This window comes from Amycolatopsis sp. cmx-11-51 (assembly GCF_047608665.1).
Taxonomy (GTDB): domain Bacteria; phylum Actinomycetota; class Actinomycetes; order Mycobacteriales; family Pseudonocardiaceae; genus Amycolatopsis.
In genome coordinates, this window is sequence record NZ_JADNQO010000013.1 from 1 (window position 1) to 24,413 (window position 24,413).

The 24,413-nt window shown below is 69.9% G+C and carries 24 protein-coding genes; 7 read left to right on the forward strand and 17 right to left on the reverse strand.

Annotated features, from left to right (window positions below; all coding sequences use genetic code 11):
* Positions 1–213: 213 nt before the first annotated feature.
* From ACM6LU_RS31005 to ACM6LU_RS31020, 4 genes are read right to left on the reverse strand one after another with little or no spacing between them, the layout of a single operon-like run.
* Positions 214–2,388, reverse strand: a complete 2,175-nt coding sequence (locus ACM6LU_RS31005) for a transglutaminase TgpA family protein (RefSeq protein WP_414941355.1) — start codon at positions 2,386–2,388, stop codon at positions 214–216.
* A complete protein-coding gene (locus ACM6LU_RS31010) occupies positions 2,385–3,512 on the reverse strand; it encodes a DUF58 domain-containing protein (protein ID WP_414941356.1) in 1,128 nt (375 codons plus the stop codon). The genes ACM6LU_RS31005 and ACM6LU_RS31010 overlap by 4 nt, the downstream gene beginning before the upstream one ends.
* Before the next feature lie 2 nt (positions 3,513–3,514).
* Positions 3,515–4,468, reverse strand: a complete 954-nt coding sequence (locus ACM6LU_RS31015) for an AAA family ATPase (RefSeq protein ID WP_414941357.1) — start codon at positions 4,466–4,468, stop codon at positions 3,515–3,517.
* Positions 4,469–4,496: 28 nt separating this feature from the next.
* Positions 4,497–6,566 carry a fibronectin type III domain-containing protein gene (locus ACM6LU_RS31020; protein WP_414941358.1) on the reverse strand — a complete coding sequence of 690 codons (2,070 nt, stop codon included), beginning with the start codon at positions 6,564–6,566 and terminating at the stop codon, positions 4,497–4,499.
* Positions 6,567–6,695: 129 nt separating this feature from the next.
* Here ACM6LU_RS31020 and ACM6LU_RS31025 point away from each other — a divergent pair, with 129 nt between their 5' ends.
* The gene (locus ACM6LU_RS31025; RefSeq protein ID WP_414941360.1) at positions 6,696–8,012 is read left to right on the forward strand and encodes a type VII secretion protein EccE; all 1,317 of its coding nucleotides are present in this window, start codon (positions 6,696–6,698) and stop codon (positions 8,010–8,012) included.
* On the opposite strand, the gene ACM6LU_RS31030 is transcribed toward ACM6LU_RS31025, so the two are convergent.
* A complete protein-coding gene (locus ACM6LU_RS31030; RefSeq protein WP_414941361.1) occupies positions 8,005–8,481 on the reverse strand; it encodes a TspO/MBR family protein in 477 nt (158 codons plus the stop codon). The two genes, ACM6LU_RS31025 and ACM6LU_RS31030, sit on opposite strands and share 8 nt — an antisense overlap.
* A gap of 77 nt (positions 8,482–8,558) precedes the next feature.
* On the opposite strand from ACM6LU_RS31030, the gene ACM6LU_RS31035 reads away from it, so the two are divergent.
* Positions 8,559–9,302 (forward strand): nucleotidyltransferase domain-containing protein, encoded by a 744-nt coding sequence (locus ACM6LU_RS31035; RefSeq protein ID WP_414941362.1) that lies wholly within the window; start codon positions 8,559–8,561, stop codon positions 9,300–9,302.
* 457 nt (positions 9,303–9,759) lie between these two features.
* Positions 9,760–9,885, forward strand: coding sequence for a hypothetical protein (locus ACM6LU_RS31040; RefSeq protein ID WP_007031507.1), 126 nt, complete (start codon positions 9,760–9,762; stop codon positions 9,883–9,885).
* A 66-nt stretch (positions 9,886–9,951) separates the two neighbouring features.
* On the opposite strand, the gene ACM6LU_RS31045 is transcribed toward ACM6LU_RS31040, so the two are convergent.
* From ACM6LU_RS31045 to ACM6LU_RS31055, 3 genes are all read right to left on the reverse strand, one after another.
* A complete protein-coding gene (locus ACM6LU_RS31045; RefSeq protein WP_414941513.1) occupies positions 9,952–10,743 on the reverse strand; it encodes a SigB/SigF/SigG family RNA polymerase sigma factor in 792 nt (263 codons plus the stop codon).
* Between the two features lie 110 nt (positions 10,744–10,853).
* On the reverse strand, positions 10,854–11,195 hold the full coding sequence (locus tag ACM6LU_RS31050) for an STAS domain-containing protein (RefSeq protein ID WP_414941363.1): 342 nt from the start codon (positions 11,193–11,195) through the stop codon (positions 10,854–10,856).
* 59 nt (positions 11,196–11,254) lie between these two features.
* A complete protein-coding gene (locus ACM6LU_RS31055; RefSeq protein WP_414941364.1) occupies positions 11,255–11,803 on the reverse strand; it encodes a hemerythrin domain-containing protein in 549 nt (182 codons plus the stop codon).
* Between the two features lie 99 nt (positions 11,804–11,902).
* Here ACM6LU_RS31055 and ACM6LU_RS31060 point away from each other — a divergent pair, with 99 nt between their 5' ends.
* From ACM6LU_RS31060 to ACM6LU_RS31075, 4 genes are all read left to right on the forward strand, one after another.
* On the forward strand, positions 11,903–12,280 hold the full coding sequence (locus tag ACM6LU_RS31060) for a VOC family protein (protein WP_414941365.1): 378 nt from the start codon (positions 11,903–11,905) through the stop codon (positions 12,278–12,280).
* A 168-nt stretch (positions 12,281–12,448) separates the two neighbouring features.
* Complete coding sequence (locus ACM6LU_RS31065) at positions 12,449–13,198, forward strand: ANTAR domain-containing protein (RefSeq protein WP_414941367.1); 750 nt, start codon at positions 12,449–12,451, stop codon at positions 13,196–13,198.
* 56 nt (positions 13,199–13,254) lie between these two features.
* A complete protein-coding gene (locus ACM6LU_RS31070) occupies positions 13,255–14,040 on the forward strand; it encodes an ANTAR domain-containing protein (RefSeq protein ID WP_414941368.1) in 786 nt (261 codons plus the stop codon).
* A gap of 68 nt (positions 14,041–14,108) precedes the next feature.
* Complete coding sequence (locus ACM6LU_RS31075; RefSeq protein WP_414941369.1) at positions 14,109–14,564, forward strand: hypothetical protein; 456 nt, start codon at positions 14,109–14,111, stop codon at positions 14,562–14,564.
* On the opposite strand, the gene ACM6LU_RS31080 is transcribed toward ACM6LU_RS31075, so the two are convergent.
* The 9 genes from ACM6LU_RS31080 to ACM6LU_RS31120 are packed head-to-tail and all read right to left on the reverse strand — an operon-like array spanning position 14,561 to position 23,992.
* Positions 14,561–15,922: an MATE family efflux transporter gene (locus tag ACM6LU_RS31080; protein ID WP_414941370.1), complete on the reverse strand. Its 1,362-nt coding sequence runs from the start codon at positions 15,920–15,922 to the stop codon at positions 14,561–14,563. The genes ACM6LU_RS31075 and ACM6LU_RS31080 overlap by 4 nt on opposite strands.
* On the reverse strand, positions 15,919–16,977 hold the full coding sequence (locus tag ACM6LU_RS31085) for a cysteine synthase family protein (protein WP_414941371.1): 1,059 nt from the start codon (positions 16,975–16,977) through the stop codon (positions 15,919–15,921). The genes ACM6LU_RS31080 and ACM6LU_RS31085 overlap by 4 nt, the downstream gene beginning before the upstream one ends.
* Positions 16,974–18,320 (reverse strand): Y4yA family PLP-dependent enzyme, encoded by a 1,347-nt coding sequence (locus tag ACM6LU_RS31090; RefSeq protein WP_414941372.1) that lies wholly within the window; start codon positions 18,318–18,320, stop codon positions 16,974–16,976. The genes ACM6LU_RS31085 and ACM6LU_RS31090 overlap by 4 nt, the downstream gene beginning before the upstream one ends.
* Positions 18,311–19,294 (reverse strand): ornithine cyclodeaminase, encoded by a 984-nt coding sequence (locus ACM6LU_RS31095; protein WP_414941373.1) that lies wholly within the window; start codon positions 19,292–19,294, stop codon positions 18,311–18,313. Before ACM6LU_RS31095 ends, ACM6LU_RS31090 begins: the two co-directional genes overlap by 10 nt.
* Positions 19,291–19,917 (reverse strand): ABC transporter ATP-binding protein, encoded by a 627-nt coding sequence (locus tag ACM6LU_RS31100; protein ID WP_414941374.1) that lies wholly within the window; start codon positions 19,915–19,917, stop codon positions 19,291–19,293. Before ACM6LU_RS31100 ends, ACM6LU_RS31095 begins: the two co-directional genes overlap by 4 nt.
* Before the next feature lie 2 nt (positions 19,918–19,919).
* Positions 19,920–20,708: an ATP-binding cassette domain-containing protein gene (locus ACM6LU_RS31105; protein WP_414941375.1), complete on the reverse strand. Its 789-nt coding sequence runs from the start codon at positions 20,706–20,708 to the stop codon at positions 19,920–19,922.
* Positions 20,705–21,514, reverse strand: a complete 810-nt coding sequence (locus tag ACM6LU_RS31110; RefSeq protein WP_414941376.1) for an ABC transporter permease — start codon at positions 21,512–21,514, stop codon at positions 20,705–20,707. The genes ACM6LU_RS31105 and ACM6LU_RS31110 overlap by 4 nt, the downstream gene beginning before the upstream one ends.
* Positions 21,507–22,523: an ABC transporter permease gene (locus ACM6LU_RS31115; protein ID WP_414941377.1), complete on the reverse strand. Its 1,017-nt coding sequence runs from the start codon at positions 22,521–22,523 to the stop codon at positions 21,507–21,509. Before ACM6LU_RS31115 ends, ACM6LU_RS31110 begins: the two co-directional genes overlap by 8 nt.
* The gene (locus ACM6LU_RS31120) at positions 22,490–23,992 is read right to left on the reverse strand and encodes an ABC transporter substrate-binding protein (protein ID WP_414941378.1); all 1,503 of its coding nucleotides are present in this window, start codon (positions 23,990–23,992) and stop codon (positions 22,490–22,492) included. Before ACM6LU_RS31120 ends, ACM6LU_RS31115 begins: the two co-directional genes overlap by 34 nt.
* Positions 23,993–24,413 lie beyond the last annotated feature (421 nt).

The window sequence follows — 24,413 nt, forward strand, 5'->3', positions numbered from 1 at the left end:
ATGGGGGACACTCGACGTCCCCGATCCTCCGTTGATCATGGTCAACTCGGTCGAGTGGGGAGGATGACACCGTTTTCAGCCAGTAGGCAAAGACAGGTCGGGCAGAAACCGAATCGCCACTCACGACCCGCTTGACCAGCTCTGCGACCCTGCCTTCAGGGTAGGCAAGGAGGCCTTCACGGACCAGAGCCTGCCCTGCGGGGAAAGTCCCCTTCAGCCCCCTTCGCGAGACTTGATCGGGATCAGGGTCCGCGGCTCGAGTGCCGCCAGCACCCGAGCCGCGAACGGTCTGGCGGCGAGGCCTTTGCGCACCTCGCCCACTTCCTGCCAGGCCCGCCGGACGGCGCCGTCGCCCACCGGGACACCGGACCACAGCGTCACGTCCAGCACCTTGGCCAGCCGCGCGACCGGCTCCCTGATCTCTTCCCCGGCAAGCGAACCCGCCGACTCCGCGAGATCGCGCGGGGTCATCCCGATCCGGAACGGCACACCGTGCGCGCGCAACCGATCACGGATCTCGTCCCAGGCACCGAGCACGCCTTCGGCACCCGAACGGCGACGCCGCCGTCGAGCTCGGACGACCTTCGCCAGCGGGACCCCGAAGAGCCAGAGGAGTCCAAAAAGGACGATCAAGGTGGCGAGCGCGAGCCACCACCAGGTCGCACCGGCGTCGGCGCTCTGGCCCTCGGCGGCGTCCGGTGGCGTGCCCGGTGGAAGCTGCGGCGGCCGCAGCTCCTGCTCGGCGGGCAGCTGGGCCCTCGCCCGCGCGACAGCCTTGCCGGGACCGCCTTGCCCCTGCTTCGCCTTGCCCGCCGTGGCGGTCGGGTCGAGCGCCACCCATCCCGCCCCGGCGACCGCGACTTCGGGCCACGCCAGGACATCGCGGTTGCGGACGACGTTCATCCCGCCGTCGGTCTCGGCCGAACCGCGGAAGCCGACGACCAGCCTGGCCGGAATACCGCTCATCCGCGCCAAGACCACGTACGCGGCGGCGAACTGCTCACTGGACCCCCGCTTGCTCTCCACCAGGAAGTGCCGAAGCTGCGGCCAGCCGTGCCCGGTCGGCAGGTCCTCCTTGCCAACCGCGACCTGATAGTTCGTGCTGAGGAAACGTTCCAGCTGCAACGCGGACTGGAACGTCGGGCGCAGACCCCGCACGGCGTCCTTGGCCATCCGCTCGATCTCGGGCGGCACCGCGCCGAGACCGCTGAGACCGCCCGGCGCCCTCGCGTCCACCTCACCGGTACCGAGGTCGACGTCGGGTGAGGACCAGGTGAGCCGGTACTCCCGCGCCGGCCCCGCCGAAGGCGATTCCATCAGCAGGGTGCCCGCGGTCTCGTCCACCAGCGGTGTCAACCCGTCCACACCGGTGAGACCCGGATGACTCGGCAGCCACGGTCCCGCGAGTCCGCGCACCCGCAGCTCGGCGCTGCCACCCGCACCGTCCGGCGCGCCGTCGAGACCCGCGCCGAGCCGCCGGAGCCGGGAATCGGCCAGCCAGTTCGCGCCGTCGAAACCGTTCAGCACGATCAAACGCCACTGGTCGACCGGTGTGTCACTCCGGTAGCGGAAGACCTCTTCGTCCGGCTGTGTCAGCCGCTGCGCGATCTCGTCCAGCGGATTGCCGAGCCTGCCCTTCGGCGGCGGCGCGGCCTGGGTGTCCTTGAGTGTCAGCGGATCGCGGCCGACCGGGTCGAGCCCGGCGAGCGCGACCGACCCGGCGAGCAGCGCGACCACGGTGGACAGTGCCGGCCACACCGCCGACCCCGTCACCCGCCACGAGAACCGCGGCCCGCCGGGCACCCGGCTCACCGATCGGGTGCGACGTCCGGTCCAGAGCAGGAGTCCGGCAGGCAGTGCGTACGCCAGTGCCGCCGCCACCGCGCCGATGCCCGTCAGCGCCTGATACGCCTGCGCGAGTCCGGCGACGGCCAGGCTCGGCACGAGCGCCACCAGCGGTTTCTTCAGGCGCAGCACCAGTTCCAGTCCGACCACGACGGCGAGCAGCACCGACAGCGGGACGAACAGCAACTGTTCGGGGACCGGCCGCGCGGGCCAGGTGGACTGCAGGGTGAGCCGCCAGCCCTCGGTGAGGCCGCGTGCCACCCCCCGCAACGACGCCCCGGTGGGGAGAGCGGCGAGCGTGGTCGAGGTCAGCACCGTCTCGATCAACCCGAGCAGGCAGGCCAGCGCCACGAGCAACGGCCTGAAGGGAGTCAGCTTGGGGAACTTCGCGGTCAGCTCGACGCAGCCGTAGCCGACGAGGACGACCACGAGCACCGGAACGAGCAGCGGTTTCCAGCCGAACACCGGCGTGAACAGCAGTCCGGCGACCCCGGACGCGCCGAGCAGCGCGGCGACCGCGATCCGGTCGAATCTCGCGCTCATGCCTTCCCCGCCAAGGAATTCCATCGTGCCACGGCACCGGTCGCGTCGACCGCGATGATCAGGCCGTTCGCCCCGGCCGACGGCCTGAGGTCACCGAGCCGGAACACGGTGTCGGGTTGCCAGCGCGCGGCGTGGCCGAGATCGGCGTCCGGCCCGGTGATCACGACGAGCACGCCACCGGGACGCGACGCGGCGGCCAGCGCCGAGGGCAGCAGCGGTGCGTCGTCCGCCGCGTCCTGCGTGACGAGCGCGAGTTCGTCCAGCAACGTCCTCGCCGCGCGTACCCCGCTGTCGGTCAGGGTGTCCGCGCCGGTAGCGGTGATCAGGCGGCAGTGCTGCCCCGCCGACGCCGACGCGTAGAACAGCGAGGCCGCCACCTCGACGGCCTCCTCGAAGACGGCCGGGTTCATCGACGCGCGCCGCGTGTCGAGTACGGCGGTGAACCGCGGCTGGGCCGGATCGGCGTACTCGCGCACCATGAGCCGTCCGGTCCTGGCGCTCGCCTTCCAGTGCAGATGCCGGACCTCGTCGCCGATCACGTACTCCCGCACCGCGCGCAGATCCGCCGACCCGCGCAGTGGCGGGTCGGTGATCGGGCCTTCGTGGTGGTGCCGTGGATGGCCCGCCTGCGCCGCGCGCACCGCGTGCCGTCGCGGATGCACCCACAACCACGCGGTGCCCCCGACGGTCAGGTCGCCGCGGGCGAGGTCGAACAGATCCGGCCGGTGCACCACGAGCGGCCCGACCCGCAGCTTCCCGCGGGTCGTCGTCGGCAGTTCGTAGTGGTACGTCGCCTCCGCTCCGGGGGCGAGCGGGCGCACGCGCAGGTGATGCGTTTCGGTCCCGATCCCGTCTCCCGCGGCGAAACCGCCGTGACGGCGCGAACCGGTGTTGCGCACCACGAGCGAGGCCAACGCGGGTTTCCCGCACTCGACCCGGTCCGGCTGGACGGTCCGGCCGATCTCCACCTTCGGCCGGAACCTGGTGGTGGCCAAGGCGATCAGCACCGCGCCCGCCGCGATCCCCGCGAAGGCACGGAAGAACGTGTACCCGGCCAGCTCGCCGAGGGCGTGGAACCCGGCGGCGAAGGCGAGCACGATGACGCCGCGGCGGGTGAGCCGCACGCCTACCTCCCCATCGCGGCCATGGGCGCGGCCGTCGCGCCCAGGAGTTCGTCGACGATGTCGGCGGTCCGCCGCTGGTTGAGTTCGGCGTCGGGCGTGAGCACGAGACGGTGGTCCAGCACCGGATGCGCGACGTCCTTGACGTCGTCCGGCGTCACGAAGTCACGGCCGAAGGTGGCGGCGAGCCCCTGTGCCGCCCGGATCAGCGCGATGCTGCCGCGCGGGCTCGCGCCGTAGCGGACGTCCGGATGCGACCGGCTCGCCGCGGCCAGCCGGACCGCGTAGTTGACGATCTCCGGTGCCAGATGGGACTTCCGGACCTCGGTGATCACCTGCTGGACATCGGCGATGCCCAGCACCGGCTTCAGTTCGTCCGGGGTCACGCCCGCGCAGTCCCCCATCACCACCCGCATCTCGGACTCGAGATCCGGGTAGCCGACCGAAATACGCATGAGGAACCGGTCCAGCTGCGCTTCGGGCAGCCGGTAGGTGCCCTCCAGCTCGATCGGGTTCTGCGTGGCGACCACGAGGAACGGCCTCGGCACCGCCTGGCCGACCGAATCGACGGTCACCCGGCGCTCGGCCATCACCTCCAGCAGCGCGGCCTGCGTCTTCGGCGTCCCCCGGTTGATTTCGTCCGCCAGCACGACGTTCGCGAAGATCCCGCCGGGGTGGAACTGGAAACGCTCGGCGTTCTGGTGGTAGACCATCACGCCGGTGATGTCGCCGGGCAGCAGGTCGGGGGTGAATTGGATCCGGCTCCACTTGCCGCCGATACTGGCGGCGAGGCAGCGCGCGATCGTCGTCTTCCCCACGCCGGGCACGTCCTCCATCAGCAGATGCCCTTCGGCGAACAGCGCCGCCACGGTGAGCCGGACGACCTCCGGTTTGCCGCGCACCACCGATTGCACGTTCTCGGCGATCTGCTCGTAGGCGACCCTGGGTGTGAGCGTCACAGAACTTCCTCGTTTTTTCGTCGGCCGGTCACGACGGCACACCCCGCCAGGTGTCCGTGGCGGTACCCGCGGAGGTCTTGATGTACGCGGTGATCGTGATGGCGCCGACCCAGGCGACCTCCGGAATGACCAGGGTCGTCGCCCCGGAACAGGCCACCGGGTTGGTCTTGCCGAAGAACTCCGCCTGGCAGGTCGCCGGCGCGCCCTTGCCGTCCGCGACCACCGAAACGAGCAGCGAACCGTTCTTGCCCCGTACCTGGGTGATCGTGATCGTCGGCGGCCCCGAAGCCACCGGCACGGTGACCTTCCTGCTGCCGGCGGCCCCGGTGAGCGCGGATCCCGAACCGAACTTCGTGACCGCGCGGACCGTGATGGTGGCGGTGCCGGTGACCCCGGTGAATTCCGTGGACGTGGCCGAAAGCTTGCGCTCGCCCTGGCCCGTCGCGCTCACCAGGTAGTGCACCAGCGTGCCGCCACGGAGGTCGGGCTGGGTCCAGCTCACCGACACCTTCCCGTCGGCACCGGCTTTCGCGGTGACGACCGGGGCCGCGGCGGGTCGTGACGTCGGTCCCGGGACGACCGCCTTGGCACTGGCGCCCGCCCCGACACCCGCCGAGTTCTCCGCGACCACGGTGATCACGTACGCGGTTCCGTTCTTCAGCCCGGAAACGGTGGTCCCTCGTGCCGATCCGCCCACCCGCGTCGAACCGCCGGGCCAGGTCAGCCGGTAGCCGGTGACCCGCGCGCCGTTGTCGGCGGCCGGGCCCCACGAGACCTTGATCGAGCCGTCCCCCGAGGTCGCGCCCACGTTCCTCGGCGCGCCGGGCGGAGTCGCCCTCGCCACCGGCGGCGGAACGGGCTTCCGGGTGCTCGGGGGCGCCTGCTGCTGTTGCTGCTGTTGCCGCTGCTGGGGCGGGGGTTCCTCGCCGGGCGGCGGTTCCGGGGCGGACGACGGCTCGCTCGCGGTCTGGCTGTTGGCCGCCTTGTCGACGTCGACGTCGAGCACCGCGCCGTTCTCGCCGTTGACGACCAGCACATGCGAACCGTCGGCACTGTCGACGTAGATTCGGTTGTCCTCGCCCTTGGCCAGCCTCGGCGGAGTCCCCTCACCAGGCACCTTCGCGGTGGACTTGAGTGTGCCCGCGAGATCGTAGGTCAGCACTTCCCCGCGGGTTTCGTCGACCATGGCGACGACGTTCGACGAGGAGACCGGGCCGTTGAACCGGCTGCCCTTGGTCAGCTCGACCGAAATCGGCTTCGCGGACGGGCGGTCCTGGTCAAGCCCGCTGATGTCGATCAGGTGGAGCTGGTTGCGCTCCGGGTCGGCGATGGCCAGCCGGTCACCGACGGCGCTGTTGGCCACCTGGGCCGACGGCGAGAGCTTGATGCCGAGCGGGAGGCCTTCACCGAGCCCGTCCATGCCGGCCCGGTGGAGGCTGTCGCCGGTGGTGTCGAGCACTACCGGCCGGTCACCGACCAGCGTGAGCCCTCCCCCGTGCGTCGGCGGGAGGTGCGCGGTGCAGGTCAGGACGGCGGCGCCCTTGGGCAGCTCGCAGATCGCGCCGTTGTCGACGCGGTGCACCCACACCGTGCCGTCGAGGGTCGCGACCGGCCGGGACAGTGGTCCCCCTGCGGGCACGGTCGCGGCCGGATCACCGAGGCGCACGAGCTGACCGGCGTTGCGGTAGACCAGGTACGGCCCGCCCGCGATCTCCATCACGAACGGGGCCTCCGGCGCGGGCGGCGGGGTGGACTCCTCCACGCTCAAGGTCGACTTGTCGAACTCCGTGATGCGGTTCCGCTCGACCACGTAGCCCGAATCGTCCCCCTGCACGACCTGGTTGCCGCGTCCGGCGCTGGGCACGTTCGCGCGCGCGTCGACGCGGTTCGTCGAGCCGTCGACGTGGAACGCGGCCTGGGCGGCGTCGTTGTAGACCCAGTGGCCGACCTGGACGAACTCCAGCCCTTCCGGGGTCGACGCCTGCCCGGTCACGGCCAGGCCGACCAGCGCGAGGCAGCCGGAGACCACCAGCGCCACGGCCATCCTGGTCCTGGCCACCACGCTGAATCGCTTCGCGCCCCGCTCGTCGGTGTTCACGCGATCAAACTAGAGAGCGACCATGAAATTTCGATGAAACAGCCCGTCCAGGGCCTGACGGCCCCTGTCATCGAAACCTCATGTTCGCGGGGCACGCTGGGGCGCACACCCGGTTGAGGAGGCACGACGATGACCGATCCCGGCGCGGCCAGGACGGGCGGACGGTTCCCCGCGCCGCCCCCGCCGCTTCCCCAGGCGGCACCGGCCGTACCGCGAGCCGGTGCCCTGCCCGACCCGCTCGCCTACGCCGCGCCCGCCGCGCGAGCCGCCGCACGCGAGGCCGCGCTGGCCGCACTGACCGCCGCTCGCCAGGCGGAGCAACTGCCGCGATGGTCCGCGCAGGTGCCCGCTCCCACCCCCGTGCCCAGTGCGCCGCCGTCGCCTCCACCGGTGCCCGCTTCAGGACGGCGTCCTGGCCGGTTCGGCGGGATCGGGGTGCTGCAGATCGTCTGCTGGCAACTCGTCCTTGTCTCGCTCGTGCTGGTGGCGGGACGGCCTTGGCCCTTGGCGGCCGTCGTGGTCACCGCGGCCGTGCTGGTCGTGGCGCTGGCCGCCGTGCGGATCCGGGGACGCTGGCTCTACGAATGGCTCGGTTCGGCGTCGGGATACCTGACGCGCGACCGCGACCGGGACCTCCGGAACGCGGGTGAGGCCGGCCGGGCGCTGCTGCGCCTGCTGTCGCCCGAAGCGGCGGGGACCACCGGCGAGATCGGCGGCGAATCGGTGTTCATGGTCAGCCGCGCCGACGGGATCACCGCTGTCCTGCAACCGAAATCGGCCGCGCGGGAGCAGCCGATGCCGTCGCCGCTGACGTTGCTGCCGCCGTCGCGGGAACAGGCCTTGGACGTCGCCGCGCAGGTCATCCACCACGTCGGCGCGGACCGTTCGCGGCCACCGCGTGGCTGGGTCGCACTGCAGGCCCTGCGCACGGTCGACGTCCACCGCGACGCCGATGTGCGGCAGGCGCTCGGGAACACGGTCCGGCGTGTGCGGCGCCAACTCCGTCGCGACGGGCTTCCGGTGCGGGCGCTCGCCGAGAACGAGGTCCTCGGCGCGCTCGCGTCACTGGCGCACGTCACGGCTGGCCGGGCCCGCATCCGGGAGGAATGGCGGTTCTGGCACAGCGGCCCGATCTGCCAGGCGACCTTCCACCTCGACGGCTGGGCCGCGCTGTCCCCGGTGCTCGCGGCCCAGCTTTCGCGCCGTCTGCTCGACGCCGCGCCTCGGGCCGCGGTGACACTCGCCGTGACCGCGCGCCGCACCGCCGCCGAGACCGAACCGCGGGTCAGCGCCGCGATCCGGGTCGCCGCCGCGGGCGCTCAGGCGACGGAGCACGCGGTACGGGATCTGGAACTCGCCGCGCGCCGGGGCGGGCTCACCTTGGAACGTCTCGACGGCAGGCACGCCAAAGGGGTGGCCGCCACGCTGCCGATCGGGGTCAGTTGAGCACGACGATCGCGAGGTTGAGCGCCGTCGCGTACAACGTCCAGACGAGGTACGGCACCAGCAACGCGGCCGAAACCCGGGAAGACCGGCGGAAGTGGAACGCGGTGACGACGATGGCGACGTCGAGCAGGACGATGTCGGCCAACGCGAGCGCGTAGGCACCGCCGGCGAAGAACAGCGGAGTCCACGCGGCGTTCAGGACCAGTTGCACCGCGTACCAGACCAGCCCGCGACGCTCGCCGCCGGATTTCCAGTACAGCCAGCCGGAAACCGCGATCCCGAGGTACAGGACCGTCCACACCGGACCGAACAGCCAGGCGGGCGGCGCGAACGGCGGCAAGTCAAGTCCACTGTAGACGGAGCGAGCGTTCGCGGCGGCCAGCCCGCCGACGACCGCGGCCAACGCCACGGCGGCCAGGAACGGCACCAAGGCCAGTGACGTACGACGTCGCTGGGGGATCGTGGTCATGGATCGAGCGTAAGGCCGTGGCCAGGGTCTCGCGCGCTCAAAAACCCTTGACGCACGCCCGTAAGATCGACTGTGTCATGAACGACGAGACCTTCCTTGCGCACGTGGCCGGCACCCTTGCCGCGCTGCCAGCCGTACACGCCGTCACCCTCGGCGGATCCCGCGCCCAGAACACGCACGATTCCGGCAGCGACTGGGATTTCGCCGTTTACTACCGCGGCGGCTTCGACCCGGCGGACCTGCGGGACGCCGGCTGGGAGGGCGAGGTCTCCGAGATCGGCGCCTGGGGCGGCGGGGTGTTCAACGGCGGCGCCTGGCTCACGATCGACGGCAGGCAGGCCGACGTCCACTACCGCGACCTCGACTCCGTCGAACACCACCTCGCCGAAGCGCGGCAGGGCCGGTTCCACTGGGAGCCGTTGATGTTCCATCTCGCCGGGATCCCGAGCTATCTGGTGGTCGCCGAACTCGCCGTCAACCGGGTACTCCGGGGTGATCTGCCTCGGCCGGACTATCCGGAAGCGTTGCGAGAGACGGCTCCGGCGATGTGGCGGGGCCGCGCGGAACTGACACTGCGGTACACCCGGGGCGCGTTCGTCCCCCGAGGGCAGGCCACGGAGGTCGCGGGCGCGCTGGCCGTCGCCGCCATGGAGACCGCGCACGCGGTGCTGGCGGCCCGCGGCGAATGGGTCACCAACGAGAAGCGGCTGTTGCGGCGAGCGGGCTTGCGCGAGATCGACACGATCGTCGCCGGCCTGCGCGCGGATCCCGGCGTCCTCGCCAAGGCCGTGGACGAGGCGGAAGCCCTGTTCCGCTTCTGAGCACGCGAGATCGGCATTGGCGGACGGACCGGGAAGGTCGTTTCGCCACCAAGTAGCCGGATTGTCGAAGTGGTCCGGCAGGGATCGGCGGGCTCTGGTTGCCGCCATGTCCAGGACCGATGCCTCCGCCCTCGCACGGACCACACTGGCGGCGCACCAGTCGTTCTCGTGCTGGAAGAACGGGGCCGGTCCCTGGCCGCGCTCCGGCGTGACCCGGTGGGCCCGGTCATCGTCTCCACCGGTTCACCCGCCGACCCGTCCTCCAGGCGATGGTCCGCGCCGAGACGCGTCCAGCACGCCCACGACCTGCTCGTGGCGAAGGTGCCGTACGCGGCGCCGTTCCTGGATACGGACCTCGCGGCCGGCTGTCACCGGACCGTGTGGCGGGCGTCACGGAATGACCGTCGATCTTCAACGCTACAGAGAGGTGAGACCCGTACTCACCCAAGGGAGTGACATGTCCGCTACCGCCACGCCGGAAGAGACCGCTCTGGCCGTCCCCGCGCTCGACGACTTCGACTTCCCGCTCACCGACGGAGCCGCTTGCCGCATCGACGACCCCGACTGCGAAGCCTGCCAGTAAGTACAGGAAGGCCCCCTTCCTCGCGCTAGACGCAAGGACGGGGGCCTTCCTGTATTTGGTCCAAAATCACCGTGGGTCGGCGAGCCGCCCACGCAGGTCGTGCAGAATCTTCGTGAGCAACCGCGACACGTGCATCTGGGAAAGGCCGACACGCTCGGCGATCTGCGACTGGGTCAGACCGTCGAAGAACCGCATCGTGACGATCGCCCGCTCCCGTTCCGGCAGCCGGTTCAGCAGCGGGACCACGGTGTGGCGGTCCTCGATGAGCTCGAACCGGGCATCCAGCTCCCCCACCACGTCCGCCAAGGGAGCCGAGCCCTCGCCGTCGTTGACCGGCCGGTCGAGGGACGAGGTCTGGTAGCTGTTCGCGGCGAGCAGGCCCTCCCGGACGGTGTCGACGTCCATGTCCAGGTGATCGGCGAGTTCACTGGGGGTCGGGGCCCGGCCGAGGACCTGCGTGAGTTCCGTGGTCCCCCGCGAAAGCCGGGCACGCAGCTCCTGCATCCCACGCGGGACGTGCACCGCCCAGCCGGTGTCGCGAAAGAAGCGGCGTACTTCGCCCATCACCGTCGGCACCGCGTAAGCCACGAAATCCACACCCTGGCCTGGGTCGAACCGGTCCACGGCCTTCATCAGCCCGATCCGGGCCACCTGGATCAGATCTTCCCGCGGCTGACCTCGTCCGCTGAACCGCACGGCGATGTGTTCGGCGATCGGCAGGAGTCCGAGAATCAGTCGTTCGCGCAGGTGTCGCCGATCCGGGTGATCGGCGGGCAACGCCACCAGCTCGTCGAAGAGGGGGCGGCAATGCGAATAGTCGTCACTCCGCCGTGTCCTTCCAGCCCGCGGGGACGGCACAACGCCCTGGTCGTCGACCAGGGATGGAGTGCTCACCACCGGCATGACTCTGCTCCCGTCGTCATGCTCGTTAGTACCCGGAGTTCCGGTCCGGCAAACATCGACGGGAGCTACTCGGCCATCTTCAGCGTCGACAGCAGACCGGTGAGTTCGATGGCCCGGTGCACGACCTTCGAGGGGGCGATGCTCAGCTCGATGCCCGACTCCGCGCAGTGGCGGTTCAGCTGGATCAACACGGACAACCCCGAGGAATCGCAAAAGCCGACTCCGGTCATGTCGATCACCGCGACGCGGGCCCCGCCCGCCAGCAGAGCGCGGGTCTCCGCCAGGAGCCGAGGACTGGTCGAAATGTCGATATCGCCCGCTACTCCGATGGTGACGGCATCGTGCGAACGCTCCGCCTCGGTCACGGCAAGTGGAGCAGGTTGCCCGAGCTCGGTGTTGAACGCCATTTCACGAAGGTAAGAGTCCACAGGCCGGACCGCAACCGCCGGGCGGCGAAGTCGATCGCTCACGACTTGAGAACCTGCTTGGTGATCTCCTCCTTGTCCATCTTCGACGTACCCTCCACACCCGCGTTGCGGGCCTGAGTCAACAGTTCCTCCCTGGTGGCTTCGCCGGGCCGGTCACCGAGGTGGGAGGTCCGGCTGGCCACGAACGCGTCACCCAGCTCGCGGCGCCGGGGATCGTCGAGCTCCCGCCGCATTTTCGGCAGGATCGTGGACTCTTCTTCCTTCACGTGATGGGTGACGGCCTCGACCAGGTCGGAAAGCACCTTGTCGAACTTCTTCGAGGCGGGGTCGGCGGCGTTCAGCTTCGCGAGCAGCAGCTCGGCTTCGGCGTGCTCCTTCTGACCGTGCGCGACGTCCTCGGCCTCGGCCGCCTCGCTCTTCGCGGCCGGGTACACCTCGGCCTCCTCGGCCCGGCTGTGCGCGGTGAGCAGCGACGAGAGCACTGGCACGAGCAGTCGCCGTTTCTCCGGATGCTTCTCGAGTTCATCGAACAGCCGCTCCACTTCCCGGTGGTCCTGCATGATCAAATCCACGACGTCGCCTGTCACGGCCGTCTCCTCGGTTCGGGATCGCTCTTCGCCGGGGGTATACCCACGTCTGGCCGGTTCACTCCTCCCGGGCTCGGGAGTACCGGTTATCCTCGCCGCATGGCCTGCCGTATCACCGAACTCGTACTCGACTGTGCCGATCCGGTCCGGATGGCGGCGTTCTGGTGCGAGGTGCTCGGGTACGTCGAGCTCGGCAAAGAGGACGACGACATCGAGATCGGCCCACCCGGAACCGGGTTCGGCGGTCCGCGGCCCACCCTGATCCTGAGCCGCAGCGACGACCCGAAGCCCGGCAAACTGCCCCTGCACCTCGACGTGAACCCCACCGACCGCGATCAGGACGCGGAGCTGCAGCGTTTGCTCGCCGCCGGCGCGCGGCCCGCCGATGTCGGCCAGACCGGGACGGAGTCGTGGCACGTGCTCGCCGACCCCGAAGGAAACGTGTTCTGCCTCCTTCGCAAGCGGCTCGACCCCTGACGGACCGTCCACTTCGGACTCTCGGGCCGGTCCGGAAGGAAGGCCGGTTCTGTCGTCGCCCTCCAGCGGCTAAGCTCGACGCGATCCGTTGAGCCCGAGCGGTTCGTCGCGGGACGACCGTCGGTGGCCGGCCCCGCTCAACCGGTGCAGGGAACGGAGCGGACCACGATGACCGAAGAGTCCCCGATGAACGGGCAGCTGGACGAGCTGGCCTCCGCCGTGACGGAACTGGCGCGCACGTTCGAAGCCGATTCCCACGACGGGGAGATCCTGGCGACCATCTGCGCGGAAGCGGTGCGCGTCGTGCCGGGCGCGGACATGGCCAGTATCACCGCCATCGATTCCGGAACGGCGGAGACCGCCGCGAGCACCGACGACCGCGCCGTCCGGATCGACCGGATCCAGTACAGCACGGGTGACGGCCCCTGCCTGCAGGCGGCACGCAGCGGGAAGATCGTCCGCCTGTCGGTCGGCCCCGCCCAGCGGATGTGGCCGGACTTCACCGAATCGGCACGGGCGCTGGGGGTGGGCAGCTATCTCGCCGCGCCTTTGCACGTCGACGACCGGCTCAGTGGCGCGCTGAACCTCTTCGGTTTCGGCGACCACGGATTCCGCGACAGTGACGCGCACCTCCTGAACCTGTACACCTCGGTCGTCACCTTCGGGCTGCATAGCGATCGGCGCTATCGCGACGCCCGCTCCCTCACCGTGCAACTCAAGGAAGCCATGCGAACGCGAGGCGTGATCGAACAGGCGAAGGGCATCCTCATGGCCGTCCACCGGATCTCCGCCGACGCCGCCTTCGAGCGGCTGGTCACCGAATCGCAGCACAGCAACACGAAACTCCACGACGTCGCCGCCCGCTTCGTCGAGGAGGTCACCGCCGGGGAAAGCGACGCCGCGCCTCGGACCATGTGAGAATCGCCGGGTCACTGGGTATCCGGTGAACACGGAAACCTACTGAATGGTCACTGATGGCAGACGAACGACTTTGGCAGCGTGAGAAGGCCGACTTCATCTCCGGCACGAACGGGTCCGCAGGGCCGCTGTCCAAGCAGTTCGTGGAACTCACCCGCCTGCTGCTGGCCGCCTCGACGCCCGCTCAAGTCCTCGAGCAGGTGATCGCTGCCGCGTACCGGGTGGTACCGGGCGCGGATCTGGTTTCGGTCACCCTCCGCGCGCCAGACGGGACTTTCTACACCCCCGTCTCGACCGGTGAGGTGGCTTTGGAACTCGATGAGGTGCAGTACCGCGCCGGGACCGGCCCCTGCGTCGATACTGCCGCAGACGGGAGCCCCGGTCACGTCCGCAGTGATGATCTGACGACCGAGCAACGGTGGCCGGACTTCTCCCGTGCCACCGTGAAGCACGGCTTCATTGCCATCCTGTCCACCGTGCTGGTGCCCGACGCGACTCCGCCGAAGCTGCCAGGGGCACTGAACATCTACAGCCGCCGCCCCGACGCGCTCGGTGCCGTCGCTCAGGACACCGCGCTGCTGCTGGCCACCCACTGCTCACTCGCACTGGCGAGCACCCAGGCCGTGAGCCGGGCGGAACTGGAAGCGAGCCACCTCCGGCAGGCCATCGAATCCCGCGACGTCATCGGGCAGGCGAAGGGGATCCTCATGCAACGACGCGGCCTGACCGCCGACGAGGCCTTCGACCTGCTTCGCCGCACTTCCCAGGACCTCAACGTCAAGCTCGCCGAACTCGCCCGCACCCTCGCATCCCGGCACACCGAACTCGACATCCCCGACTGACGGTCCGGTTTCGCGAGAATCAACTGTGGGTAGCCGGTGACCGGGGCATGACTTACGTGAGATGAGTTATGACAACGACCGGAAGAGTTAAGCGGAACCGCATCGACACGGCCGACGTCGGGCAACTGGAAACAGCGGTCGACGTCCTGCGGGCGCTGGACTACCGCCAAGGCGGGGGCTTCAGCCGGGACGCGGTGCATGTCATGAAAACGGTCAGCCTCCTGCTCCACTGGAGCGCCGTCCCCGCCGTACTCCGGTCGCGGCTGCTGACCGTGCTCGCCGAGCTGCACAATCTGCTGGGCTGGACGGAATTCGACATCGGCCACCGGACCCCGGCCACCCCCGTGATCCCGCTCGCCCACGCCATCAGGCGAACTCGCGTGATCAGCTGGACATCTCACGTGATCAGGTGGACATCTCACGTGATTAAACGGACAACACGCGAGATATCCGTCCAATCACGCGAGTTGTCCGTCCAATCACGCGAGTTACGCCGACAGCGCCCGGGATCGCACCGCAACTAGAGGACTAAACGCCGTCCGAGCAGGACCGCGGTCGCCGCGAAACCGAGGCACAGACCCGTCCAGACTCCCCAGCCGCCCCAAGCGAACACATAGGCGCACAGGACCATGGCCGGCACACCGACGACCCAGTACCCGACGAGAGTGCAGCGGAGCCCGGAAGCGGTGTCCCCGAGCCCGCGCAGCAAGCCGACGAGGATGTTCTGGGTTCCCTTGCTGTACTGCTGCGCGATGGCGAACAGCAACAAGGTCGACGCGGTGCCGAGTACCACCGCGTCCGCCTCGTCGTGCAGGAACGGCCACAACAGAAGCTGAGGCACCACCAGGTAACCCAGGCTCACCACCGCCATGAAGGCCCACGAGAGAGTGAGTGCCTGACGTGCGATCGCGGGTGCCTGCCGTCGTTCGCCATGGGCGACCGCGCGGCTGACCAAAATGGACGATCCCTGCGACAGCCCGATGTTGACCTGGTAGACGATGTAAGCGAGCTGGTTCGCGACGTTCGACGCGGCGAGCATCGCCGGGCCGAAAGCACCCATCAGCACCGTCGCGATCGAGGTGATCGCGGCTTCCGATCCGTAGGTGAAGCAGATCGGCGTCCCGTGCCGGACGATGTGCCGCACCACCGCCAGATCCGCGCGCCAGAGCGCGAGCGAAACCATCGGCCGCAGCCGTGGATCCCGGCGGACGGCCGAGGCGAACACGGCGAGGGTGAAGAACTGGACCAGCGTCGTCGCCAGGCCGATTCCGGTGACACCCAGTTCGGGCAGGCCCGCCCAACCGTAGATGAAGGCGGCGTCGAGGGCGGCGTTGACCGCGATCGACACGCACGTCACGGCGAGCAGGGAACCCGGACGACGCAGTCCGACGGCGAACTGGCGCAACACGTTCAGCCACACCATGGGGAACAGCCCACCGGCCAGCGCGAACATCATCGCCCTGGCGAGCGAGACGATCTCCGGCTGCTGGCCGAGCAGCGGCAAAGCGGCCGCGAGTCCACAAAGGACGCCCGCGCCGATCGCCGCGGTCAGTGTCGCGACGAGCAGCGCCGACCGCAGGAGCGACCGGATCTCGTCCCGCGCCCGAGCGTCGAGTTCGTCCGTGCCGGTACGGAGTTCACCCGCCCCGGCCGCCGTCGCCACGAGGTTCCCGACGCCGGTGACCATGCCGACGCACATGGTGCGGATCTGGTTGTACAGCAGGATCGCCAGTCCGCCCGCCGCCACCGCGGTCACGCCGAGCAGCCCGAGCATGGCCAGGTCGACGCTGGTGAGCGCCACCTGCGCCAGCTGGATCCCCGCGATCGGCGCCGCCAACGCGACCAGCGCCCGATATCCGCGCGTCGCCACCGGCGTGCTCACGCGCTCACCGCCACCGGCGCCGAACGAGCCCGCCTGTCGCGCGTGGCCACGCGCACGGACTCGGCGTACGTGGTGAACCAGCGGTCCATCCGGCGGTGGGCCAGCTCGTCGAGCACTCCCCTGGCACGCAGCCACTCGTCGTCGTAGACCGAGTCGAGGTACTTCTCCCCGGAGTCGTTGCACAGCACCACGACCGTGCTTCCGGCCGGGTAGGAGTAGAGCCGTCGGAGCGCGACGTGGATCGCGCCGCCGGTGGTCCCGCCGACCAGCACGCCGGTACGCCGCGCGACGACGCGGGCGCCGGCGAAGGCGTCGCTGTCGGACACGCGGTGGGCTTCGCCGATCACGGACCGGTCCACGTTGTCCCCCACCGGGAAACCGGCCGGGCTGCCCGCCCCGGTCTGGTGGTAGATCCCCGGCGCGCCACCGAAGATGATCGAGCCGACGGGCTCGACCGCCACCGCGTGGGTGCCGGCTCCCGCCGCGCGCAGGGCACGGGCCGTCCCGCACAGGGAGCCGCCGGTGCCGATCGCCGCGACGAGCACGTCGACGTCGCCGAGCTGCCGCACCAGTTCCCGTGCCAGCCCGGTGTACCCGTTGCCGTTGCCGGGATGGTTGTGCTGGTCGGGATGGTAGGCACCGGTTTCGGCGGCGATGCGGGCCGCGACCCGCCTGCGCTGGACCGAACTGACCCCGCCGTCCGGCGGGCACTCGACGAACACCAGTTCCGCGCCCAGCGCCCGCAGCATCCGGAGTTTTTCCCTTGCCGCGTGGTGATCGACGACGGCGGTGAACCGGTAGCCACGCTCCAGCGCGACCAGTGCGAGCCCGTTCCCGGTGTTGCCGGAGGTGGGCTCGACGATATGCCCGCCGGGCCGCAGAAGGCCGTCGAGTTCGGCCTCGTCGATCATCTGCCTGGCCATGCGGACCTTGCACGAGCCGGTCGGGTTGAGGTGGTCGAGTTTGAGCAGCAGGCGGGTCCCGGTACCGGTGCGCGCGAGCTCCAGCAGCGGCGTGTTCCCGATCAGATCGGACGCGCGCTGGACGATCGTCATCGGATCTCCTGGATCGGGTGGTCGGTGTCGAGATGCCAGCGGTCACCGTCGAGCACGACCTTGGGCGGGAGGGGAAGCTGGTGGAAGCCGCTCTCGTTCTTGTCCATCTGGTAGCCGGCCGTGTTGGGGTACACGAGCAGGTCGCCGGTCTTCGGCCGCGCGGGCAGTTCCACCGCGCGCCAGGTCAGCACGTCGTACTCCATGCAGCTGGAACCCCCGACGATCGTGCGCACCGGCGTGCCGCCCGGACCGTCCTGCCGTACCAGGACCGGGTCAGGCAGGAACTCGCTGCCCTTCCACTGCTCCGAGAGGCTCATGGACAGACCCGCGACCGTGGTGATCAGGTGCTCGTCGGCGGCTTTGCAGCCCAGCACCGGGAACACCGAGAAGCCGGCGCCGTCGACAAGAGCACGGCCCGGTTCGAGCAGCAGCTCGATCCCGGACGCGCGCAGCAGATCCGCCAGCGGTTTCCCGGCGATCTCGTGCCGGAGGATGGCGGTGACCATGGCCGCGCCGGTCGGCGACTGGTGATACGGATAGGTCCGCGCCGGGTTTCGGCAGGCGTGGAACCAGCCGTCATGCCTGCCGGACTCGAACCGGGCCCAGTCATCGGCGTCCACATAGGACACGGCGATCCCGCCGCCGATGCTGATCTTGGACGCGGGATGCCCGAGCGCGCGGGCGTCCCGGCAGAGGCCGATCAAGTACGCGGCGAGTTCCGCCCGCGGCACCGGGTCGTAACCGTCCAGGTGGAACGAGAACCCACGCAAGACGACAGGGCCCGCGCACTGCCGCACGGCCGCCGTCAGCGCGTCGGCGGCGAAGCCGAACCTGCTCTCCGGCGCCGACGGCGGACGCACCCGCAGCAGCACCTCGGCGGTTTCCCCGATCTCCGTGGCCAGCCGCGTGACGCGTTCCAGTTCGTCGGCCGCGTCCACCGCGATGAGACAGCGATGCCGCAGGGCGAGCCAGAGCAAACCGTCGGGCTTGGCGGCACCGGTCACGCCGATCGACTCGCCGCGCAGACCGTTTCCGAGGGCGTGCACCAGTTCGGGCACGCTCGCGACGTCGACCCCGGTGCCGGGCCGGGTGCATTCCCGCAGCCATGCCGCCGCCTTGTTCGCCTTCTTCCCGTAGTAGACGGTGCCGTCAACACGCTCGGCGGCGAGCGCGGCGACCATTCCGCCGAGGTTTTCGGCGAAGGACGCCGGATGGACCACGTGGAACGGGCCGCCGCCGATACCTCGGGCGATCTCCCACAGCGTCTCCGAACCACGCAACCGGTGTGCCCAAGGACGTTCGAGTGCGGGCAGGGGCGGGGACAGCGTGTCGATCAGGTCCACAGAGCCACCTCGCGGCCTCGGCCTGCCGCGATGGCGCGGGCGGCCAGCGCGTGCGCCACCGGGATGTCGGTGATGATCATGCCGCTGCTGAACGCGAACACCCGGTCTTCGTCGCGGTGGCGGCCCGGTGCGCGACCGGTGAGGATGTCGGGTAGTTCGGCGTCGATGCGGAACACGCCGTCCGGGCCCGCCATCCGCTGCCCGGTCACCTCGACCTGCGCGCCGTTGGTGGCCACGGTGTAGTCGGCTTCGGCGAGGGTGCCCTCCTGGACTCCCTTGCTGGCGACGGAGATCAGCAGCCCGCCCGGCGGCAGCCAGCCGAGCCGGATCTTCGGGTGCGCGGCCCTGCCCGAGGCGGCGACCACGATGTCGGACTCGCGTGCGGCGGCCTCGACGTCGTCGACGAGTTCGACCTCGCGGTCCGGGAATCGATCCTTCACCGCGGCGACGCTGTCACGGAGGCCGTCGGGATGCGTGCCGAACAGCCGCAGCCGTTCGAGGTCCGGCAAGGCGGTGAGCAGGTACGGCAGGGTCCGGATCCCCTGCGCGCCAGTGCCGACCATGAGCGCGGTGCGCGCGCCCGGCCGGGCGCAGGTACGCGCGATCAGCGCGGTGCTGGCGGGCGTGCGGGTGGCGCCGACGCGATGGCAGTCCATGAGCGCGAACGGCAGGCCGGTGCTGTCGTCGTAGAGGGTGATCGTCGTGTAGTACTTCTCGGCCGACGTGCTGCCCTGCCGAAAGCTCGTCTTGAACGCGACCTGTTCGAGGGAACCGTCGTACCCGAGCATCGAGTACGCGACGGCGTCCCGCGTGGGATCCGGCATCGGCACCATCAGCTTCGCCGGGTTGCGCGACGCTCCCGACGCGTAGGCCAGGTAGCCGTCTTCGACCATGGTGATCGCCTCGTCCGGGGCGAGTTCGAGGTTTCGCAGATCCGTTCGCGTGAGGATGTGCAGCGAGGGGCCGGAGTTCATGAACGGTCGACCTTTCTTGTGGACAGGGTGGGGGACGGTGCGACGAGCGCGTCCCGGATTTCGAAAACGCGATCGGAGCACGCACCGACCAAGGGCAGGTCATGGCTGATGAAGAGCACTCCGAGGCCGTCGTCCGCGGCGCGGCGCACGGTCGTGACAACGGCGGCGGTCGTCGCCGGGTCGAGGGCGGCGGTCATCTCGTCGCACAGGAGATAGCCCGGTTCGCCGGCGAACGCGCGGGCGATCGCGGCCCGCTGCAACTGCCCGTCCGACACCTGGCGCGGGAACCGGTCGAGCAGGCCGAGCGGGAGATCCGCTTTGGCGCACAAGCGTTCCCAGTCGACGTCCTGATCCGCCGCGCAGATCTCGATGGACCGGCGCAACGTCAGGCGAGGATCAACGGACCGGCGTGGGGACTGAAAGAGCATCGCCACCCGGCCATCGATGCGCACCTCGCCGTCGAGCGGCCGGTCCAGTCCGGAAAGGACACGCGCCAGCGACGTCTTGCCGCAGCCGGACGGACCGACGAGACCGACGATCTCTCCCGGCTCGACGTCGAGGTCGACACCTTCGAGTAACGGGATACGGCCGCGACCGACCGCGACAGAACGAGCCGAAAGCATGATCAGCCCCCATAGCGGTAGTCGGCGGACAGGTTGACGAGGTCAGGAGTGGGATGTGGCAACGGATGCAGCCCGTTCTCGGGAAGCGCGGCCAGCAGGTCGCGGGTGTAGGCGTGCCGCGGCGCCTTGAGGACCTCGTACGCGAGACCGGTCTCGACAATGCGCGAAGCGAACATCACGGACAGGTCCACGTCGTCCGGCAACGCGTCGATGTCGTGGGTGGCCACCAGGACGACGCGTTCCCTGCCCAGCCCGGTGAGCAGCGCGACGACGTTCCTTGAACGTTCCCGGTCGAGCGCGGACGTCGGTTCGTCCGCGACCACCACCGGCGGATCGCCCGCGAGCGCGGCCGCGATCGCCGCCCGCTGCACCATGCCGCCCGAAAGCTCGTGCGGGTACTTCCTCAGCGCGTCGGTTTCGAGGCCAACGAGGTCGAGCAGCTCTTCCGGCCCGCGTTCACCGCGAAGGTGGCGCACCGTTTCCGCGAGTTGCCCACCGAGCCGCCGGACGGGCGTGAAGCAGGTCATCGCGGACTGCGGCACGACCCCGACGACGCTCCCCCTGCGCGGTTCCTGGTGACCGTCGACCGCGACCTTCCCGGTCAACTTCGCCGTACCGGGGAGAAGTCCGGTCACCGCGGCGCACAGGGTGGACTTCCCCGAACCCGAGCCGCCGATCACGAAATGCGGCCTGCCGGGGACGGCGACGAGGTCGACGTCGGTGAGAGCGTGGACTTCACGACCGGGGCCGACGGGGATCCGCACCCCGACGCCTTCGAGCGACAGCGTCACGCGATCACCTCCGGACGCCGGGTCAAAGACCGGCCCAGCGCGGAAAGCGCCAGGGTGACGGCGACGATCGCGCCCGCCGGGAACACCAGCCGCCACCAGTGCCCGAGCAGCAACGCTTCCCCGGACTCGGCGAGCAGCGTGCCCAGCGAGGCCTGGTGCGGCGGCAATCCGACGCCCAGGAACGACAGCGTCGACTCGTGCCAGACGGCGTGGGCGACCAGCAGTACCGCGGCCACCCCGGCCTGGCCCGCCGCGACGGGCAGGAAATGGATCCGTGCGATCTTCACCCCCGGCAATCCCCTGAGCCGCGCCACCTCGACGTACTCGGCGTTGCGCGACGAAAGCAGTTCGGCGCGGACGACACGGGCGGTCGCCGTCCAGTGCGTGAGCACGAGCGACACGACGATGGCGATGAGCGAACCCCGGAACAGGGTGACGATGAGCAGCGACAGCAGGAGACTGGGGATGGCCGTCATCGCGTCGGCCACGCGCATCCCGACACGGTCCCACCAGCCACCGAACGCACCGGCCGCGATCCCGACGAGAAGCCCGACGATCGTGGACAGCACGGCGGTGGCCAGCGAGATTCCCAGCGATACCCGCATTCCCATCGCGACCAGGGTGAACAGGTCGCGGCCCGAAGTGTCGGTGCCGAACCAGTTCCCGGCGCCGGGGCCCTGATCGGCCGCCGCGAAATCCGTGATGGCCTCGTCGATCGGATGCACGAGCGGGGTGATGATCGCGTAGGCGGCCAAGACCACCACGGCCGCGCCTGCCAACCAGGTGGCGTGTCCGCGGTCAGCCATCGGCTTCGATCCTCGGGTCGACGGCGATCGCGGCGGCGTCCGCGGCGAGGTTGCCCGTCACGACCAGCCCCACCATGAGCACGGTGACGATCGCCAGCAGCGGGAAGTCCAGTGCTCGCGCGGAGTCCACGGTCGCGTCGCCGAGACCGGGCCACGCGAAGACGGTCTCCACCACGGTGGCCCCGACGAGCAGCTCCGGCAGCCTTCCGCCGATGAGGGCGAAGAACGGCGCCGAGGCCATCGGCAACACGTGTCCACTGTGGACGACACGGCGTGGAAGACCGCGGGCGTGGGCGCCCCGGACGGCGTCGCTTCCCAGGGCTCCGGTGATGGCTTCCCGCAGCCCCAGCGCCAGCCACGGCACCTGCGAAACGCCGAGGACCAACGCGGGCAGGACGAGATGGCGCGCGGCCGAAGCGGCCGTGATCGGCTCTCCCGGATCCGTGAGCCCCGAAGTGGGGAACAGGCGAAGCGTGACGGCGAACAGCAGGACGGCGCCCAAAGCGATGATGAACGGCGGAACCGCCTGCAGCACCACGGCGGTCCCGCTGATCACGCGGTCGGCGAGACCACCGGCCCGCAAACCGGCCGTGACACCCAGAGCGCACGCCAGCACCACCGCCACCACCGAACCGGCGAAGCCCAGCAACGCCGTCCATCCCAGCCGTTCGGCGAGTACCTGCGCGACAGGCTCGTGGTAAGCCCGCGAGTAGCCGAAATCGCCGGTCACCGCGCCGGAAATCCAGTGCCACCAGGCCGCGATCCAACTCTGGTCGAACCCCAGCGTGTGGCGGAGCACCTCGCGTTCGGCCTCGGTGTAGCCGTCGCCCGCCCCGCCGAGATAGGCATCCAGCGGGTCGAACGGACTCGCCGCGGCCAGCGCGAAAGCGGCCATCGAGACGATGAGGACCAACGGGACGCCGAACAGCAGGCGGCGTACGGCGAGACGACCGATCCGGGCGCGGCGCGACCGCGTCACTTCCGCGTCCAGCGCGCCAGGGAGTACCACGGTCCCCAGGCAACCCCGTGGCTGTGCGGTTCCAGTGCGGTGGCCCCGAACTGCCAACCGTTGTCCCGCACCACGTACACGTGGTTCTCCGAGACGAGGGCGAGCATGCCGGGCGCGGCGTGGTAGGCGGCCTGGAAATCCCGGTAGAACTTGGCTCGCTTGGCCGGATCCCGTTCGACACGCGCCGCCTCCAGCGCCTTGTCGACTTCGGGGTTCACGTAGTCCGAGGCGTTGTCCCACTTCGATCCGGCACCCGGGGCCGCGTACCGGGAGTGGAACTTCGGATACAGCTGAGTGTCCACTGTGTATGGTTGCCCGCCGCCGCCGAGCAGGAACGCGGTGCCCGACAGATACTGCGGGGTCATCGTCGACTTCTCCACGGCCACCGGCTTCATCTCGATACCGATCTTCTTGGCGTCGGAGACGGTGGCCATCGTCAGATCACGACGCAACGTCTCCGTCGGGTAGTAGGCGACGTCGAACTGCGCCCGGCGGCCATCGCGTTCGCGAACACCGTCCGCGCCGACGCGCCATCCGGCGTCGTCGAGCACCTTCCGCGCGCGGTCCGCGTCGAAAGTGAAGTCCTGCGCGGAATCATAGGCGTCGCCGAACAGCGGAGTGACCAGCGTCGAAACCGGAGTCCCTTCGCCCTGCAGTATGTCGCGCACCATCGCACCGCGGTCGACACCGAGGTTCAGCGCGAGCCGGACGGCCGCGTCACCGGCCACCGGGTTTCCACTGGGAAGCGTGACGCCGAGCCAGTCGTTGGCCTTGCTGACCACCGTGCGGTAGCCGTCCTTCGCGACGGCGCGAGCCAGCGCGGGGGACAGACGAGTGCCGTCGGCACTGCCCGCGAGCTGGGCCGCGCGCGCCTTTTCGTCGTCGGTTCGCCGCACCACGAAGGTCTTCACCTGTGGCTTGGCGCCCCAGTACCCGTCGCGCGCGGTGAGGACGACCTGATCGGGCCGCAGCTCCGTCAGCGCGTAAGGGCCAGTCCCGATCGGGCGGTCCCCCAGCGGCAACTTGTCCGCCGGTCCCGGCGTCGCCAACGACTCCGACGGCGCGATCGAGAGGAACAGCCTGTGCGGCACATCGCCGTACGCGCCGTTGAGCCGGAAATCGACGGTGTCCGGACCGGTCACCTGTGCGGTGCGGAGGAAATCGAAGTTCGCGGCGATCGGCGACGCGAACTTCGGATCGACGACGGCGTTGTACGTCGCCGCGACATCCTCGGGCCCGAAGGGCGTCCCGTCCGAGAAGCTGACGCCCTTCCTGGTCCGCACTCGCCAGTGGCCCAGGTCGCCGTCGACAGGTTCGGGCGCCCCCTCCGCGAGCACCGGCACCGCGTCCGGGATCCGGTCGTCCTGACCTTCCGCGACCCGGTACAGGCTCTCGTAGATCTTCGACTCGCCGTTGCCGCCGTGTCCGGTCAAGGGATTGAACCGGCCGAGTTCCTCCGCGTCGATCACGACGAACCTATCCGGCGCACCCCCTGACGCTCCCGGAGCACCGCAGCCCACGAGGGCGGCAGCGGAGATGGTGATGAGTGAAGTGGCGAGCAGGCGCCGAGGAAGGAAAAGCACGGCCGCAGCTTAATGAAAATGATAGTCCTTATCGTTAACTGTGAGCCATGTCACCCTTCGATCCCGGTCCGTGAGAGCCCCCTTGCCCACCCTGAAGGCCCCTTTCCTGCACCTAGGCGCAGGGTCCCGGCGAAGTCGAGGTCTTGCAGTTCAGGCGGCTCTTCGTCGCTGCGCGAGCTGACGATGGAGGAGTTGGGACGTTGAGTGTCCCAATTCCTACATCGTCGCGGGATCACACCGCTGCGAAGCTTTGATCAACAGAGGTTCAGGGACATGCCTCCCTCCGGCACGCCCGAGCGGGGAAGAT